Origin of the sequence: Mesorhizobium sp. M3A.F.Ca.ET.175.01.1.1 (genome assembly GCF_004791945.1) — a bacterium.
Taxonomy (GTDB): Bacteria; Pseudomonadota; Alphaproteobacteria; order Rhizobiales; family Rhizobiaceae; genus Mesorhizobium.
The window spans coordinates 87306-102424 of sequence record NZ_SRTP01000015.1 but is presented as its reverse complement, the minus strand read 5'-3'; the positions used below and the strand labels follow the sequence as shown (position 1 = coordinate 102424).

Annotated in this window: 12 protein-coding genes; 5 read left to right on the top strand and 7 right to left on the bottom strand. The window is 62.5% G+C overall.

Annotation, left to right across the window (positions count from 1 at the left end; all coding sequences use genetic code 11):
- Nucleotides 1–232: 232 nt before the first annotated feature.
- The 4 genes from EN818_RS26250 to EN818_RS26235 all read right to left on the bottom strand — a co-directional run bounded on the left by EN818_RS26250 (nt 233) and on the right by EN818_RS26235 (nt 2831).
- The gene (locus EN818_RS26250; protein ID WP_245518878.1) at nt 233–994 is read right to left on the bottom strand and encodes a response regulator transcription factor; all 762 of its coding nucleotides are present in this window, start codon (nt 992–994) and stop codon (nt 233–235) included.
- Between the two features lie 263 nt (nt 995–1257).
- A complete protein-coding gene (locus tag EN818_RS26245) occupies nt 1258–1962 on the bottom strand; it encodes a Crp/Fnr family transcriptional regulator (RefSeq protein ID WP_095808021.1) in 705 nt (234 codons plus the stop codon).
- Nucleotides 1963–2142: 180 nt separating this feature from the next.
- Complete coding sequence (locus EN818_RS26240; RefSeq protein ID WP_135905888.1) at nt 2143–2370, bottom strand: hypothetical protein; 228 nt, start codon at nt 2368–2370, stop codon at nt 2143–2145.
- Nucleotides 2367–2831 carry a hypothetical protein gene (locus EN818_RS26235; protein ID WP_135905886.1) on the bottom strand — a complete coding sequence of 155 codons (465 nt, stop codon included), beginning with the start codon at nt 2829–2831 and terminating at the stop codon, nt 2367–2369. The genes EN818_RS26240 and EN818_RS26235 overlap by 4 nt, the downstream gene beginning before the upstream one ends.
- Before the next feature lie 369 nt (nt 2832–3200).
- Between EN818_RS26235 and EN818_RS26230 the strand changes: the two genes are divergently transcribed.
- The 3 genes from EN818_RS26230 to EN818_RS26220 all read left to right on the top strand — a co-directional run bounded on the left by EN818_RS26230 (nt 3201) and on the right by EN818_RS26220 (nt 6949).
- Entirely contained in the window at nt 3201–4625 is a 1425-nt protein-coding gene (locus EN818_RS26230) for a hypothetical protein (RefSeq protein ID WP_135905884.1), read from the top strand.
- 98 nt (nt 4626–4723) lie between these two features.
- Complete coding sequence (locus tag EN818_RS26225) at nt 4724–5683, top strand: hypothetical protein (protein ID WP_135905882.1); 960 nt, start codon at nt 4724–4726, stop codon at nt 5681–5683.
- A gap of 54 nt (nt 5684–5737) precedes the next feature.
- Nucleotides 5738–6949: a hypothetical protein gene (locus tag EN818_RS26220; RefSeq protein ID WP_135905880.1), complete on the top strand. Its 1212-nt coding sequence runs from the start codon at nt 5738–5740 to the stop codon at nt 6947–6949.
- 98 nt (nt 6950–7047) lie between these two features.
- Here the strand turns inward: EN818_RS26220 and EN818_RS26215 are convergent, their stop codons facing one another.
- The 3 genes from EN818_RS26215 to EN818_RS26205 form a co-directional block, all read right to left on the bottom strand.
- The gene (locus EN818_RS26215) at nt 7048–10452 is read right to left on the bottom strand and encodes an acyl-[ACP]--phospholipid O-acyltransferase (RefSeq protein ID WP_135905878.1); all 3405 of its coding nucleotides are present in this window, start codon (nt 10450–10452) and stop codon (nt 7048–7050) included.
- Nucleotides 10453–10532: 80 nt separating this feature from the next.
- A complete protein-coding gene (locus EN818_RS26210; protein ID WP_095808026.1) occupies nt 10533–10820 on the bottom strand; it encodes a YiaA/YiaB family inner membrane protein in 288 nt (95 codons plus the stop codon).
- A 65-nt stretch (nt 10821–10885) separates the two neighbouring features.
- Entirely contained in the window at nt 10886–11572 is a 687-nt protein-coding gene (locus tag EN818_RS26205; RefSeq protein ID WP_135905876.1) for a PspA/IM30 family protein, read from the bottom strand.
- 108 nt (nt 11573–11680) lie between these two features.
- Between EN818_RS26205 and EN818_RS26200 the strand changes: the two genes are divergently transcribed.
- Together EN818_RS26200 and EN818_RS26195 are read left to right on the top strand one after the other, a co-directional pair.
- Entirely contained in the window at nt 11681–12304 is a 624-nt protein-coding gene (locus EN818_RS26200; RefSeq protein ID WP_189523846.1) for a TetR/AcrR family transcriptional regulator, read from the top strand.
- Between the two features lie 262 nt (nt 12305–12566).
- On the top strand, nt 12567–15116 hold the full coding sequence (locus tag EN818_RS26195) for a caspase family protein (protein WP_135905872.1): 2550 nt from the start codon (nt 12567–12569) through the stop codon (nt 15114–15116).
- Nucleotides 15117–15119 lie beyond the last annotated feature (3 nt).

Here is a 15119-nt window from a genome sequence, read left to right as displayed (position 1 = left end):
CACTTATGGCGGATACGCTGGCGCCGACTGCTTGGCTGCAAGCACAGGCCTTGCCGGCAACTCCGAGCGGCCTCCGCTGCCGGCAACGCAGCGGAGGTCTGGATCCCTACCTGAAGATAGGCAATCGAGGGCAGCCCACCTCTGGTGGGCTATTCTTGATCCATGTACCCCAGAAGCGTCCAGCGGTTCTGGGGCAAGAGATGGATCAACAAAAGACTAAAGCGCGACGCGCCTAAGGCCGCTCTTCTATCGAAGCTCCTTCGGAGAAGAGATCGTTGACCTTGTAGGCAACTTCAGTGCGGTTGGTCGCCTTCAGCTTCTTCATGATGTTTCGGATATGTACCTTCACAGTGCTTTCGCGCAAGTTCAGCTCGTAGGCGATGATCTTGTTCGCCTTGCCGCGCCGGAGCGCCTGGGCGACCTCGGTTTGCCTCAAGGTGAACATTCGCGACAAAGGCTGCGTTTCGCGGCTGCCTGAGTCGATCAGATGCCGCATCGACAGAACACTGCTCGCCGGGACGAATATGCCTCCGGCTGCCGCAAGATTGATCGCCTCGACGCAGACATCGATGCCGACCGAGGTTGGAATGTAACCTCGTGCGCCACACTCGAGAGCTGCCAGTATCTGCGCGAGGTCCTCGTTGTCGGCGAGGACGACCACGGGGACGGATTTGAACTCAGACGATATGCGCCTGATCTCGTCTGCCGTGGCATGGTCGGTGACCTTCCGGCCGCCGAGATTGAAGAGAATGGCCACCAGGGGAGGGGCCGAACCCTTCTTCATGCGCCATTCTTCGATGGAACCCATGGCGGCGACCGCCATGCCGAGCTCGTGATCCACAAGGGCCGATGCGAGGCATTCTCGGTCGAGGGCCCTTCCATCCAATATTAGGAGGCATTCCTTGTGAGCATGTTCTGTTCCGTTACCGGGAACTCTTGGCTGGTTGTCTGAAGTGTACTTAAGCAGTCCTGCTGTTGAACTCATACTACCCACCCTTTTGCATTCAAGCCGCTTCCGGCGGCCGGCGTACCCCTTGCTTGCTAGATTTTGGAAAAGTGATCCCCAATCCCAAACGGGCTTCAGACTACACTGTCTCAGCCTGACGTCCGTAGCCGCTCCTCGGTACCCCACACAAAGAACGGCCAAAGCCAGTTTAGAGCAAATTTATTAGCGATCGCTAACCTAGGTTAATTTTTGGTAAATTTCCAATGACCGGAAAAGGCGTGGCTGAACTGGACCCAAAAGCCCAAAGGAAACTAGCTAAGGTATTCTCTTTCGAAGCTGGCCAATTTGACCAAGTTCTTGCGGTTGAGCATCTCTACATGGCCGCCCTTGAAGGAGACGAGATCGGCGTTGCGCAGTTCCCTCAATGTCCGATTGACGTGAACGGGGGTCATTCCCAGGATGTCTGCCAGTTCGTTTTGAGTGAGTGGACAGTCGTATTTTCCCTGAGAGGACAAGCCGACATTGGAGAGCCTTTCCTCCAACTCGAGTAGGAAGTGGGCGGTCCGGCTCATTGCGTTGCGCCGCCCGACATTCACCACGTGCTCGGCAAAAATGGCGTTCAGCCGCGCCAATGCGTGGGCGATCTTGCTGCCGAGACTGCCCTTCGACAACATGCCTTCGACCAGCGCCTTCCTTGGAATTTCGTAGACAGTAAGTTCTGATACGGATGCCAGCGATGCGAACCGAGGTCCGTCTACGGAACGGAAACCGACAATGTCGCCCCAGAGAGGGGTGTCGATGATCTGCCGGTCGCCGTCAGGCAGCCCGCGATAAAGCAAGGCCCAACCCGATTTTACGATGAAAATCGTGTCGTTGTCGTCGTCTTGGCGGCACAGGATCGAATGCGGCTTATAGACTCTCGTGGTCGTGCCGGGAAAATCGTTGTTGGACCATTCGATTTTCGACGATGTCCCCTCCGCGGGACGCGAATGCATGAACTGCGACAGTGCCTGCATGGAGACCCGCGAGTTTGTCAATCCCGGCACAACCTACAATAGTTGCTCCTCGAAAGCCAGATGCATGCCGCTTTCGCCGGTCACTGCTTTTGTCTGATACCGCGCCGGGCAATCAGGCCACGGCGCGCTGGCTGCCCGCAACGATGAACGTACCGTTTCGCGTGACTGACAACCGCATGCTCAGGCGTTTCCTTTGGGAGTGGTTTCGCTCAGCCATCTCATTTCGGTAGCCGTCCCATCGGGCTGGCTCGCAGCTTCGAAGGCGTCGATCAGCCTCTTTGCGGCCCTGTTGGCAGCGTGCGACTCCGAATACTTGGCTTGCACGGCCCGGGCCCGGTCATACACTTCTTTCAGCCGCTTGACCTCTTTGGCTCCCAATAGTCCAAGCACAGCCGGATGCCTGGTCATGCCGCTTCTCCTTCTCGCGTCGGAACGCCGAGCAACCCGTTGTCTGCCGGTCGATGCTTGCGGCCGCCGGCGAACCGCCTTTCGAAATGCCAGAATGACAAATGCGCTATCGTGACCGTTGTCGTGTAGGAGAGCGCAAAGAACACGAGCCTTTCGGCTAACGAGCGTGCTGGCAGCACGCTGATATGGCCGAGAATGAAGGATGCCGCGTTGATTGCCAAGGCATGGAAGATGTAGGCCCCGTAAGATATCTCCCCGATGCGGTGAAACAAGGGTGGTCTCAGATGCCAGGACAAGAACCGGTCGCCCGTGGCGGCGAGGGCCACCTCCATCGGGGGGCGGTTCGCGAGCCTTTCAATGACCGACAGCGTGACCACGAAGCCGGAGACCACGAAAAACAGCCAGACGCCTGTCCAGCCGAAGGGCATCAGCCCGCAATGCTGCGCCACGACAGCCGTCATCGCAAAACACCGGAGTGCGTCGACAGGGCGCGCCCGGTTTGGTTGGCCGGCACATCGCAACTTTTGGCAAGCATCACTTAGCACCCAGCGCCCGGATGACCCGATCCGAGCCGGAAGCCAGCTTACATTGTGCCGAGGTCTGCAGGACATTCGCCCCCGCTTAAGCTTTAATGCGTACCGCCAGGCCGGCCCTGCACCCATTCAGTCAGAAGGCGTATCTGCCGTCATCCTACCGCTGTGGGATGTCCGACTACGCCCTTTGGTCCCCTTGTTCGGGACTCTCGGCTGCCGAACTATGCATTGTGAAGAATACTGTCTGTCGGCTGACGGACGTCCAACACGCGAGGCATGCGAGAAAGGCCGGGCGGCATGCTGTTCTCGATTCCGGGACTGGCAGTGTGCGCCGTTGTCTTGATCGTCGCCTACTATTCCCGCGGCATGTTGATCGTCGGCCTTCTGGCATCCCTGGCGTTTGGGGCGACGTCCGCGATGACCCTGACGTCGGTCGGTGGATCCACTCCGCTCATCTACACTTTGTTTGCGGCGCTGCTCGTGACAGCCGTTACCGCGAGGCGCCACATCTGGTTTGAGCTTGGAAGCGTGTTGGGGAGCATTCGCCCGATCTGGATTCTCGCCAGCCTCATGGCTTACGCGATTGTCGGTTCATGGTTGTTCCCAAGATTCTTCGCCGGGCAAACAGTCGTCTTCGTCCAGGCGAAGACGCGAGGCGGGGTTGTCGAAGCCGCTTTGGCCCCGGTCTCAGGCAATATTTCGCAGACAGGCTATTTCATTCTGGGCGGGCTCACCGCCATCGCGCTTTGCACGCTGCTGCTCCACTCCAACAGGATCGACCAGATACGCCGGGGATTTTTCCTGTGGTGCGGGCTGCATGCGGGCATGGGGCTCATCGATTTTGTCGGCAAGAACTCGGGCGCTGGAGATTTGCTGGCTCCGATCAGAACGGCCAGCTACCAGATCATGACGGGTGCGATCGAGGCAGGTTTCGTTCGGATCAATGGAGCCTTTTCGGAGGCCTCTTCCTTTGCCGGCGCGTCGCTCGCCTGTCTGGCCTTCTCCTACACCTATTGGAGGAAGACCAAATCGCACCTTGCGCAATGGCTGGCAGGGATACTGCTCTTTCTGACCATTCTGTCGACCTCCTCGACCGCCTATGTCGGCCTGACGATCCTCTGCATCCCGGTCGCCATATCAATGATGACCTCGGTCCTCAGGGGAAAGGTCGAGCGCGAGGAGATACTGATCATCGCTATCATGGCCCTGGGCACAGTCGCCGTGCTCGGCATCAGCCTCTACAATGCCGGGGCGCTGGATCCCATCATCAGGCTGATCAACTCGACAATCATCAACAAGGCGAATTCCGCCTCCGGCGAGGAGCGTGCCTACTGGAACGTCAAGAGCTTGCAGTCCTTCCTGGACACCAGCGGTCTCGGCATCGGCTTCGGCAGTTCGCGCGCGTCGAGCTGGCCGATCGCGGTCCTGTCCCAGCTCGGCCTGTTCGGCTCGATGATGATGGCCATCCTGGTCGGCGTCCTTGTCCGCGGAGTTGGTCGAGAGCGTCAGTGGCTGGACCCGGAAACGGATGCCGTCGTCCTCAGCGTCAGGAACGCTGCCCTTGCCAGCATCGTTGCCATCTCTGTGTCAGCCGGCAGCGCCGATCCGGGCATCATCTTCTTCATAGCGTTCGCCGTGGTTTGCGCTGCGAAAGTTCGCGCTCGGCGCAGCAGCATCGCATTCGAACGCACGGGGCATCAGTTGCTCGCACACGCGGCGTGACACGCCGCACCTGGAGACCAGCAAGTATCGACATTTCTCCCTTTACCGTGTCTTAGCCGGACGCCGCCATTCTACGGCTGGCGTCCAAGCCAGGAGAAATGACAATCTTGCTCAGTGCGGTGCTGCAGCTGCTGCCGGGTCGGTTCATGGATGTGCGCATGCGCGCCTCCCAGGACTACGACACGCGGGTGGTGGAGCGGCCGGGACGCTGGATGGAGCCCGGCGAGTTGGAGCGGCTGACCGAGGATCTGAGACTGGTCGCGTCCAAGACACTGAAAGCCGGCAGCCTGACTTACGGGGTCTTTTCCGGTGACCGCAAGCGGCTCGAACAGTCTATCGTTACCATTGTCTATCGGCGCGGCGATGGTCGGCCTATAGCATTCAATGCCCTGGCGGTGATGGAGCTGTCGCTCGCCGGCAAGACGCACGAGGTTCTCCATCTTGGGCTTGTCATGGTCGATCCGGATGAGCGCGGCCGCGGCCTGAGTTGGATCCTTTACGGCTTGACCTGCTTCCTGATGTTCCTGCGCAACCAGTTCAGGCCGATCTGGATCTCCAACGTGACCCAGGTTCCCGCCGTTGTCGGCATGGTGGCTGAAGCTTTTTCCAATGTCTTTCCCGGCCCGCATTCGGGCGCGCGGCGCTCGCTGACGCATGTCCTGCTGGCACGTCAGATCATGGCCCGCCACCGCCATGTCTTCGGCGTCGGAGCGGACGCTGTCTTCGACGAGGAGCGCTTCGTCATCAGCAACGCCTACACCGGCGGATCGGACGAGCTGAAGAAATCTTTCCAGGAGACGGCCAAGCATAGGGTCGAGGCCTTCAACGAATTCTGCCAAAAGCAGCTCGACTATGGCCGCGGCGACGATGTGCTGCAGATCGGGCAGATGAACTTCCAGGCCGCGCGCGCCTTTCTCGCAAACACCGTCCGGCGCGGCTCGCTGGCGGCTCTCGCGGTGACGGGCGCCGCCGCAACCCTCCAGCGGCTCGTTCTGCCGGTCGTTCACTGGGCCGACGCCAGCCGCCAATGGAACCTTTTGCGGCCATGGACACGATAACTTCACGCGCCACCCTGTGCGCCACGTCATCTCCATGCTTGATGGAACCGGCGCATGCCGTTTGACGATAAGCTTGTCGCCGATACGATCACATCGCTGGCTTCGCTCCTCGGCCTGATGATCGTGATCTCGGTGGTTGGCGGGCGAGACCCCGGCGAGCCGCTGTCGAGGCGCTTTCTGTTCGGCTTGCGGGTCCTGGCGGTGCTGCTTGCCTGCCGCATTCTGGATTGGATCACCGGCCTCGGTGTTTTTCGGCTCGCCACCATCGTTGCGGCAGGCCTGTTGCCGCTGGCGGCGCTTTTGTTGACCGAGGGCTTGCTGCGCAGGCATGCGCCACTTGTCCTTAAGTCTTTCGCTGCCGGCGGCGCGGTGCTCTTCCTTTTGCTGGCGATAGTCCCTGAACGATTCGTCGAGCCATCGCGGATGGCGCTGCTTCTGCTTTTCCAGTTCGGCGGTTTTGTAGCCATCGGCTGGCTCGTGGTGATGCGCGACAGAGCCAGCCTGTCCTCGGCTGAAAACCGCACCGTCGAGCGCATGGCGCTTTCGTTGCTGCTCATCATCCCGTTCATGATCACCGACTACCGGCCGGGTCTGGTCGACATGCCGGTGCGGCTTGGCGGCATCGCCATCCTGTTCCTGTGCTGGCTGACGATCGGCCTCGGGCGGGCGGGCCTCGGCCATCGCGATACCATCGCGGCTTTCGCCGTCATTGCACTGAGTTCGGTCTTCGCTGGGCTCGCGCTGGGCGGCATCGACCACATCGGCTGGCGCGGCAGCGTCCAGGCCGTGGTGATCGTCCTTTCCGCTACGCTGCTCGCCGTCATCTACAACGACAGCGTCAGCCTGAGCGCCGAGAAACGGCGCGAATCCCTGCTCAAGCACATGGCCGAGGGCGACCTGACGGACTCGGCCCGCTTCCTGCGCGGGTTGCAGAACCACATCCTCGTCGAGGGCGCGCTGATCCTGACCGCGGGCGAACTCGGCGACTTCGATCCGAAGGTGCTGGCCGCTGCGCTCAATCAGGCGCCCGTGCGCTCGATGGCTGATGTGCATCCCGACTCGCCGCTGGACCAGGACACGCGCGAACAGCTGACGTGGCTGTTCGAGAAATATGAAGCCACCCACGTTCTTCTGGCGACAAGCGACCCATTGACCCTTGTGCTGCTCAAGATGCCCGCATTAGCCGCGTCTGCGGGGGTGGAGATGGAATTGCGCGCCGTTCAGCGGATGGCGATGCTGATCTCGCAGCGGGAGAGAGCGGCCTGATCGCTCCCGCATGGCGAGGACCTCCAATTCCTGGAGCGTCGATCCGTTCGCGGATTTAGCAGGCCGACTTTCGACGCCGGCCTGCTGCGCGATTCTGATCAAGCCGCCTTGATCTTCGTCTCCTCATCGCCGCGCACCATCTTCGTCACGGCGGCGAAGTCGAGCTTGCCGGAGCCGAGGACCGGCACTTTCTGCACGACGCGCACTTCGGCCGGCACCATCAGGTCCATGGCTCCGTTCGCCTTGGCGAAGGCCAGGAAGTCCGCCCGAGTCGCGTTGGTTGCCTCCGTGACAAGGATCAGCTTCTCGCCCTTGCGGTGATCCGGGACCGTGGCGACGGCAGACAGCGATCCCTTCCACAATTCGCCGGCGAGCGCCTCGACGGCCGCCAGCGAGATCATCTCGCCGCCGATCTTGGCGAAGCGCTTGGCGCGGCCGCGAATGGTGATGAAGCCCGCCTCGTCGACGGTGACGACGTCGCCGGTGTCGTGCCAGCCGTCCTCCAGCGGCTCGAGCACACCAGGCTTTTCGGCACGCAGATAGCCGGCCATGACATTGGGGCCGCGCACATGGAGCCGCCCGCCCTCCTCGACGCCAGGCACCGGATCCAGGCGATACTCCATGCCGGGCATGATTTTGCCGACACTGCCCGACTTGTTGTACATCGGCGTGTTGATGGCGATTACCGGCGCGGTTTCGGTCACGCCGTAGCCTTCGAGGATGCGCAGGCCGAACTTCTCCATGTAGGTCATGCGCGTGGCAGCCTTGACCGGCTCGGCCCCGGCGAAGCAGTAGCGCACCGAACGGAAGTCGTAAGGGTGCGCCGTGCGCGCATAGCCCGAAAGGAACGTGTCGGTGCCGAAGATGATCGTCGCGTTCGAGCCGTAGATCAGTTCCGGCACGATGCGGTAGTGCAGCGGCGACGGGTAGAAATAGACCGGCACACCCGAGATCAGCGGCAGCACCGTTCCCGCCGTCATGCCGAAGGAGTGGAAGATCGGCAGCACGTTGAAGACCTTGTCGCCCGAATGGAAGTCGATGCGCGAAGCCGCCTGGGCGGCGTTGGCCAGGATGTTGCGATGGGTGAGCACGACGCCCTTGGGTGTGCCCTCGGAGCCCGACGTGAACAGGATCGCCGCCGCGTCGTCGGGTCTGCGCGCGACCCGCGGCTTGCCTTTGCGCAAGAGGCCGAGCAGCTTGTCCTTGAGGCCGATCGTGGCCCGCAGGTCGTCGAGCCAGACGATCTCCACCGAGCGGCCGATTTCCTCGACCACCGCGCCGAGCTTTGCCTGTTCGACGAAGGCGCGGGAGGTGAGCACGGTCCGCACCTCGGCCGCTTTACAGGCGGAGAGAATGTTCGCCGCGCCCGCGGTGAAGTTGATCATTGCCGGCACCTTGCCGGCGGACATGACACCGAGCAGCGTGGCGCATGAGCCATTGGCGTTGGGCAGCATGACGCCAAGCGTCTGCTGGTCGGCATAGAGCGTCTTGAACTTTTCGCCGAGCACGGCGGCACCGGTGAGCAGCTTGCCGTAGCTGAGCGAGCCGGTGACCGGGTCCTGCACCGCGAGTTGCTTCATGCCGCGGTCGTTTGCTGCCAGGATGATCTTCTCCAACACTGTCCGGTCGATATCCTGGGTGCGGAAGACGAGATCCGACATCACCTGGTAGAGCGCAGCACCGGCCGCGGCGCGACGCCTGCGGCCCTTCAGCTCCGGCGGAACTTCGAGCTTCACCGGTTCCAGGATGGTCACCTTGACCTTCGGGAACAATCGCCGGCGCACATGCTGCGACGTCAGCCGCGAGAAGTAGCTCTTCTCCAGCCCGTCGATGCGCACCGGCACCACCATCGAGCCGGTCTTGTCGGCGACCATTGCGGCTCCGTCATAGACTTTCATCAGGCCGCCGGTGACGGTGATGCGGCCTTCGGGGAAAATCACCAGCGGATCGCCGCCCTGCACGATCTTGATGAGGGTGCGGGTCGACATCGGCTTGGCCGGATTGAGCGGCAGGGCGCGGGCAAGCTTCAGGAACGGCCTCATCCACCATGCCTGTGCGATCGTGTAGTCGATGGCGAAGACCGGCTCCTCGTCGGTCAGCGTCAGCGCCAGCGGACCGTCGAGAAAGCTGACATGGTTGAGCGCCAGGATGGGCGCCGGGCCGGCCGCCTTGAGGTTTTCCATTCCTTCCACCTCCAGGTGATGGAAGGCGCGGAACAGGATGGAGACGAAATCGCGGAAAGGATTCGTCGGCAGGTATTTCAGCATCAGCCAGGCGGCGACGGCATTGATCGCGGCAAGGCCGGCCAGCACGCCTGCAATGGAGACGCCGGCGCCCTGGATGGCCGCAACGAGGCCGCCGCCGATGGTCATGAAGCCGGCGCTGACGACGTTCACCGCCGCAACGATACGAGCGCGCCGGTCCTCCGGCGCCCAGGCCTGCACGGCCGCGAAGGTGGGCACGACCAGGAAGGCGCCGGCGATCGCCAGGCCGGCCAGGTCGATGGCGACCCGAATGGTGTTCTGCCCTGCGAAGAAGGCACCGAGCGTCTCGGCCTGGGCCGAACTGTGCAGTCCCCAAACGCTCCAGGCGAGGTCCAGTCCGAACACGGCCATCAGCGCGGTGCCGACCGGAGCCGGCAGAAGCACCATCCGCCCCTGCGACATCCACGCCGCAATGGCGGAGCCGACGGCGACCGCGACCGCGAATACGGCGAGATAGGCGGTCACGGCCATCTCGCTGCCGCCGAGCGAATTCTTGACCAGAGGGGGCAGGAGGGAAAGGACGATGGCGCCGACCAGCCAGAACCAGGAGGCCATCAGCGCCGCCCGCCATATCCGCTGGTTCATCCGCAACTCGCCGACCAGCCGCCAAGTGGAGCGCAGGATGTTCGTGTCGATCGCAAGGTCCGGCGCCGCCGAGCCGGTCGACGGGATGTAGCGGCTGACCAGCCAGCAGCCGACCGCGAGGATCATCATCATCGGGCCGAACACCGCAACGCCAATGCCATCGGCCGAGACGATGCCGCCGACGATCGTGCCGCCGAGGATTGCGGCGAAGGTGGCCGACTCGATCCATGCGTTGGCCCGGGGCAGTTCTCTGCGTTCGAGATGATCGGGCAGGATGCCGTATTTGATTGGCCCGAACAGCGCCGAGATCACGCCGAACAGGAACAGCGCCGTGAGCAGCACCGGAATGGACGAGAGCGCGATGCCGATGACGGCCAGCAGTGCGGCGCCGATCTCGACGAATTTCAGCCTGCGCGCCACGAAAGCTTTGTCGAACCGGTCGGCGATCTCGCCGCCGAGGGCGGAGAGAAGCAGGAACGGAGCCATGAAGATTGCTCCCGCCAGTGTCACCAATGACGCCGCCTGGTCCGCCGCCAGCGTGTACAGAATGAGGAATACCAGCGTGTTCTTCAGAAAGTTGTCGTTGAAGGCGGACAGGAACTGCGTCCAGAAAAGTGGCGCGAAGCGCCGCGACGTCATCAGATGGTTGTTCATGGCCATTTCCATTTGGCAAAGACCGTTATAGTGACTGGCGGTTGCTTGCGCGGTTCGAGCCCTGTTGTAGCGCGAACCGGTTACGTTTCGTTACTGCGGTTGATGTCCATCAAGAGCTTCTCGGCCTTGGCATCTTCCAACCTGTTGATGAAGCGGCCTGCCTCCTCGGCGTCGCGCAGCGTCTTGGTGATGGTGATGGACGTATGGACGAGCATGATTGCGGCCATCGCGTAAAACCCTTTTGCGGCAAAACTTGCCTCCATGAAGTAGATGCCGCCCGCCATCATGCTGGCGGCGATGGCGAAACTGGCCATGGTGAACATTTTCCAGGCGCCGGAATCCTTGGGAGCGTAGCTGTTGGTGGTCATCGATAGGGTCCTTTCGTTTCTGGGGTAGGTTGGGCAGGTGTCGGCCTGTTTCAGGCCGGATACAGTCAGGCCGGCCTGGAGACCCTCTTCGCCAGCCGTTCGAGCACGGCATCGGCGCTGTTTCTCAGCGGCGCGCCGCAGCCTGCGGCGGCCAGTTTCTCGCTCATCGCGGCCGGATCGCCCGTCTGCTCCATCTCGGCCATGGCGGCCGCGGCGGCGTCGATCTGCTTCTGACGCGCCCGCAGGCGAGACAGCGTTTCCTCGGCATCCTTGAGCGCCGACAAAGTTGATCCGGGAGCGGTTTCACGCAGCCGCTGCGTCTTGTCCGCGGCGGCCGCAATGCGCTGGCCGCGCTGCAGGTCGCGCAGCCGCATTTCGGAGGCGCGAACGATCCGCTTCAGCCGCTCGATTTCCGTGCCGAAGTTTTTCTGTGCGTCTTCCGACGCGGTGCGCTCGGCCTCTAGCAGGGCGATCGTTTCGGCCGCCTCGCGTGCAAGTTCATTCTGTTCCTGTTCGAGCGCCGCAACCGTGCGCTTCTCCAGATCCTCAATGCGGTCGACCAGCTTTTTATGTTGCTGGACCTCCTGATCGTTCTGGGCAATCGCAATGGCGACCGCACGGCGGGCGGCGGCGATGGCTTCGGCGCAGTCGCGTATCTGCTGGCGCAGGATCACCAGCGCGTTGCGGTCGACCACCGCTTCCGCGGCCTGATGGCTGCGCCCGCGAACCAGCGCAAAAAACTGTTTCAACATTCCTGGTTCTCCTCTATGAACATTGTTCACAAACGCAGCGTAACACACTGTGAACAACGTTCAAGGCAAAAATGAACGTTGTTCATGAAAATTGGATCGAGAAGGTTAATGACGGCAAAACGGGACGCCAGGCGCGAGGATCTGAGGAGCAGGTTGATCAGCGCCGCACGCCTGCGAATTCAAGCATCGGGGCTGGGCGGGCTGCGTGCCCGTGACATTACCGCCGATGCCGGCTGCGCGCTCGGCGCGCTCTATACCGCCTTTGCCGACCTGGACGAGCTCGTTCTTCACGTCAATTCGGAAACCTTGGCACGGCTGGGAGAGGCATTGCGCGAGGAAGCGGCCATGGCCGTGGAGCCAAGCGAGAAGCTCAAGGCGTTGGCAAAGGCCTATGTCGGCTTCGCACGCGACAACCGAAGGCTCTGGGCAGCATTGTTCGAGCACCGGATGGCGCCCGGCGTGCCGGTGCCGGAATGGCACCTCGCCGAGCACGCCGTCCTTATCCAATATCTGGTCGAGCCCTTGGTGCTGCTCAGCCCGGCGCTCGACCGGGCGCAACTCCTGGCGCGGGCCCGGACACTGTTCTCGGCCGTCCACGGCATCGTTGGCGTGTCGCTCGAGGGTCGGTTCATTGGTCTGGCCGCCGCCGATCTCGAAAGCGAGCTGATGGGCTTCCTTGGCACCTGGGTCACTGGCCTGGGGCAGCAGGAAGAGCTCGAACCCGCGAAATGAATCCTGCCTTGCGCGGTCTGCGCGACACCTTGGGCCAGGCGGCTTCCGGTTCATGAAATCGGCGAAGACGAGTTGTACCCGCTTGGATCATTGCGGTGCCCCGGGCTCTGGGGTAATTTAGATCCTGATTGGATACGGGGGGATGCCTCGCCGCCGCAACGCAAGCCTCTCGTCATGTCCAGGCAGATTGTGAAGTCTTTAACAGACCTCGGCGCCGCAAGCTGCATTGTGGCCGACAGGTCATAGCAGTTAAGGATTTGCCATGCTGCGATGCTGCGCGTTCCTTGCAGCCGTGATCCTCGTGGGCTTCGCATCCTTCGAAGCGCACGCCGATCAGCGGGTTGCCCTCGTCATCGGGAATTCCGAGTACCGGGACATTCCAGCCCTCAAGAACCCGGACAAGGACGCCGACGACGTTTCCAACACTTTTCGGATGGCCGGCTTCGAGGTGTTCCTGGCCAAGGATCTCACCAAGCTGCAATTCGAGAAACAGTTCCGCAACTATCTCGCCGCGGCCGACGGCGCCGAGCTGGCCGTCGTCTACTATTCGGGCCATGGCTTCCAGATCGGCGGCGAGAATTTCCTGATCCCCGTCGATGCCTCCCTGAAGGATGCGGCCGACATTGAGGTCCAGGCGGTCAAGCTGGATGACGTGCTTGAGCAGATGCGCTCGAAGTCCAAGATCCAGGTGATCATCCTCGACGCCTGCCGCAACAATCCGTTTCCGCGCAAGGATTACTGGCTGAGGGACCAGCTGATCACCGCCGGCAACACCGGCCTGGCGCAAGTGAAGAGTTCGCTCAACACGCTGATCGCTTTCGCCACCGAGCCCGGCGCGGTCGCCTATGACGGAATCGGCGATCTCAGCCCGTTCTCGTCGGCATTCTCGCGCCGCGCGCTGGCTCCGAATCAGGAAATACGCACCGTCATGGCGGCTGTGCGCCGCGATGTGGTCGAGGCCACCTCCGGCAAGCAGGTTCCGTGGGAGAATTCCTCGCTGATCGACGATGTCGTGCTGATGCGCCGCGCGACCCGGCCCTCGCTGCCGCCGGTGCTGGAGAAAATCGTGCCGTCGGGCATCGGCCCGGTAGCGCTCGACCTGCCGCAGCCTGTCGACGTCGATGGCGGGGCGGTCACCGTCAGCATCGAGAGACCGCCGGCGCTTGGACGCCTGACGCTTGACGGCAAGCCGGTCGAGATCGGCGCGCCCATCCAGGGCAAGGATCTGCCGCGCCTGAAGATGGAAATCCCCAAGGGCGTCGGTGCGCAGGAAGAGGTCGACATGCTGGCCTATGCCACGCATGACGAATGGGGCGGCGAGGCGCAGGGCATCATGGTGTTCCGCGTCAAGAGCGGTGAGGGCGCCCAAGGCGAACAGGTCGTCGCCTCGCTCGAGGCCGAGCAGAAGCAGCAGGTCGTGGCGCGGGGACTCCACATCACCGGTGCCGCCAAGGCGATCGACAAGCGCGATGTCGCCATTCCCGTCGGTGTCGGCCCGGTTCCGCTGAAACTGGAGTTTCCGACCAAGGACCCCGCCGTCAGCGTGAAACTGGCGAGCTATCCGGCGACGGGAACGCTGTCACTGCCGGATCGGACACTGTCGCCGGACTCGAGCCTGATGGCCGACGAAGTCGAGCATTTGAGCTACGAACCCCAGATCGGCGTCGCCGCGCCGGTCGAGGTCGGCTTCGAAATCCGGGCCGACAACACGCCTTCCAAGCCTGCCACGATGAAACTGTCGCCTAACGTTGATGCCTGCGACCGCGAGGCCGGCGAACCCCTCGACCTGCAAGGTGTCGTGCCGGGTCTGCTGCCGAACGAGATCAGCAGCAACGCCGTGGACGTCTGCCAGGCGGCGGTGAAAGCGTACCCCGATGTGGCCCGCTTCCGCTACCAACTGGGACGCGCGCTGCTCGCGGTGGGCAAGGTCGATCAGGCAAAGAAAGAGATCCAGGAAGCCGCCGACAAAGGCCATGTACGGGCCGTGTTCGAACTCGGCTACCTCAATGCGACCGGGACTGGAATGCCTGTCAACCGCAAGCAGGCCAATACATTATATGCCGCCGCTTCCGACAAGGGCGATCCATACGGGATGACGTCCTGGGGCCGTGCTTTGTTCAACGGCTACGGCGTCGAGCGCGATACCGGCAAGGGGCTCGATCTGCTGCTCAAGGCGGCGGCGATGGGGCATACCTATGCCATGAACGATCTCGCCGCGATCTTCACGGAAGGGCGCAATGGCGTCCCCGCCGATCCCACCCGTGCCGTTGCCTTCCTGAAAGCCGGCGTCGAGCGGCAGGATATGTATTCGATGAACCTGCTCGGCCGCAACTATCTCAGCGGCCAAGGCATCGACAAGGACCCCAAGGCGGCGCTGGCGCTCTTCCAGAAGGCCATTGACCTTGGCCAGCCTTACGCCCCGGGCAGCCTCGGCCGCATGTATCGGGACGGCGTCGGGGTGCAGCAGAACCTCGACGAAGCGCAGCGGCTGTTCGAGCTGGCAACGACGCGCGGCGATCAGTCCGGCGCCTATGACCGCGCGGCTCTCGAGATGCAGAAGGGCGATCAGGCTGACCAGGCCATAGCCGTGCGTTTCCTCGCATTCACAGTCGCACTCGACGCTCGCAACGAGTTGCCGGACGCCAAGGCGACGCTGGCCAAATTCGGAACGAAGGCGAAGACGGCGGCGCTCAAGAAGTTGCGCGGGGAACTCAAGTCGAAGATCGCAGCCAGCGGTTCGCTGGAGGACCAATTGGTCAAGGTGGCCAGAGCGGTTTGGGAACAGGCCAACCCGCGTCGGGATTTGTTCTGAGCA

Bases quoted from the DNA above. Each gene is read 5' to 3' on its own strand.
- EN818_RS26245 (WP_095808021.1), bottom strand. From the start codon at position 1,962: ATGCAGGCACTGTCGCAGTTCATGCATTCGCGTCCCGCGGAGGGGACA.
- EN818_RS26240 (WP_135905888.1), bottom strand. From the start codon at position 2,370: ATGACCAGGCATCCGGCTGTGCTTGGACTATTGGGAGCCAAAGAGGTC.
- EN818_RS26235 (WP_135905886.1), bottom strand. From the start codon at position 2,831: ATGACGGCTGTCGTGGCGCAGCATTGCGGGCTGATGCCCTTCGGCTGG.
- EN818_RS26230 (WP_135905884.1), top strand. From the start codon at position 3,201: ATGCTGTTCTCGATTCCGGGACTGGCAGTGTGCGCCGTTGTCTTGATC.
- EN818_RS26225 (WP_135905882.1), top strand. From the start codon at position 4,724: ATGACAATCTTGCTCAGTGCGGTGCTGCAGCTGCTGCCGGGTCGGTTC.
- EN818_RS26220 (WP_135905880.1), top strand. From the start codon at position 5,738: ATGCCGTTTGACGATAAGCTTGTCGCCGATACGATCACATCGCTGGCT.
- EN818_RS26215 (WP_135905878.1), bottom strand. From the start codon at position 10,452: ATGAACAACCATCTGATGACGTCGCGGCGCTTCGCGCCACTTTTCTGG.
- EN818_RS26210 (WP_095808026.1), bottom strand. From the start codon at position 10,820: ATGACCACCAACAGCTACGCTCCCAAGGATTCCGGCGCCTGGAAAATG.
- EN818_RS26205 (WP_135905876.1), bottom strand. From the start codon at position 11,572: ATGTTGAAACAGTTTTTTGCGCTGGTTCGCGGGCGCAGCCATCAGGCC.
- EN818_RS26200 (WP_189523846.1), top strand. From the start codon at position 11,681: ATGACGGCAAAACGGGACGCCAGGCGCGAGGATCTGAGGAGCAGGTTG.
- EN818_RS26195 (WP_135905872.1), top strand. From the start codon at position 12,567: ATGCTGCGATGCTGCGCGTTCCTTGCAGCCGTGATCCTCGTGGGCTTC.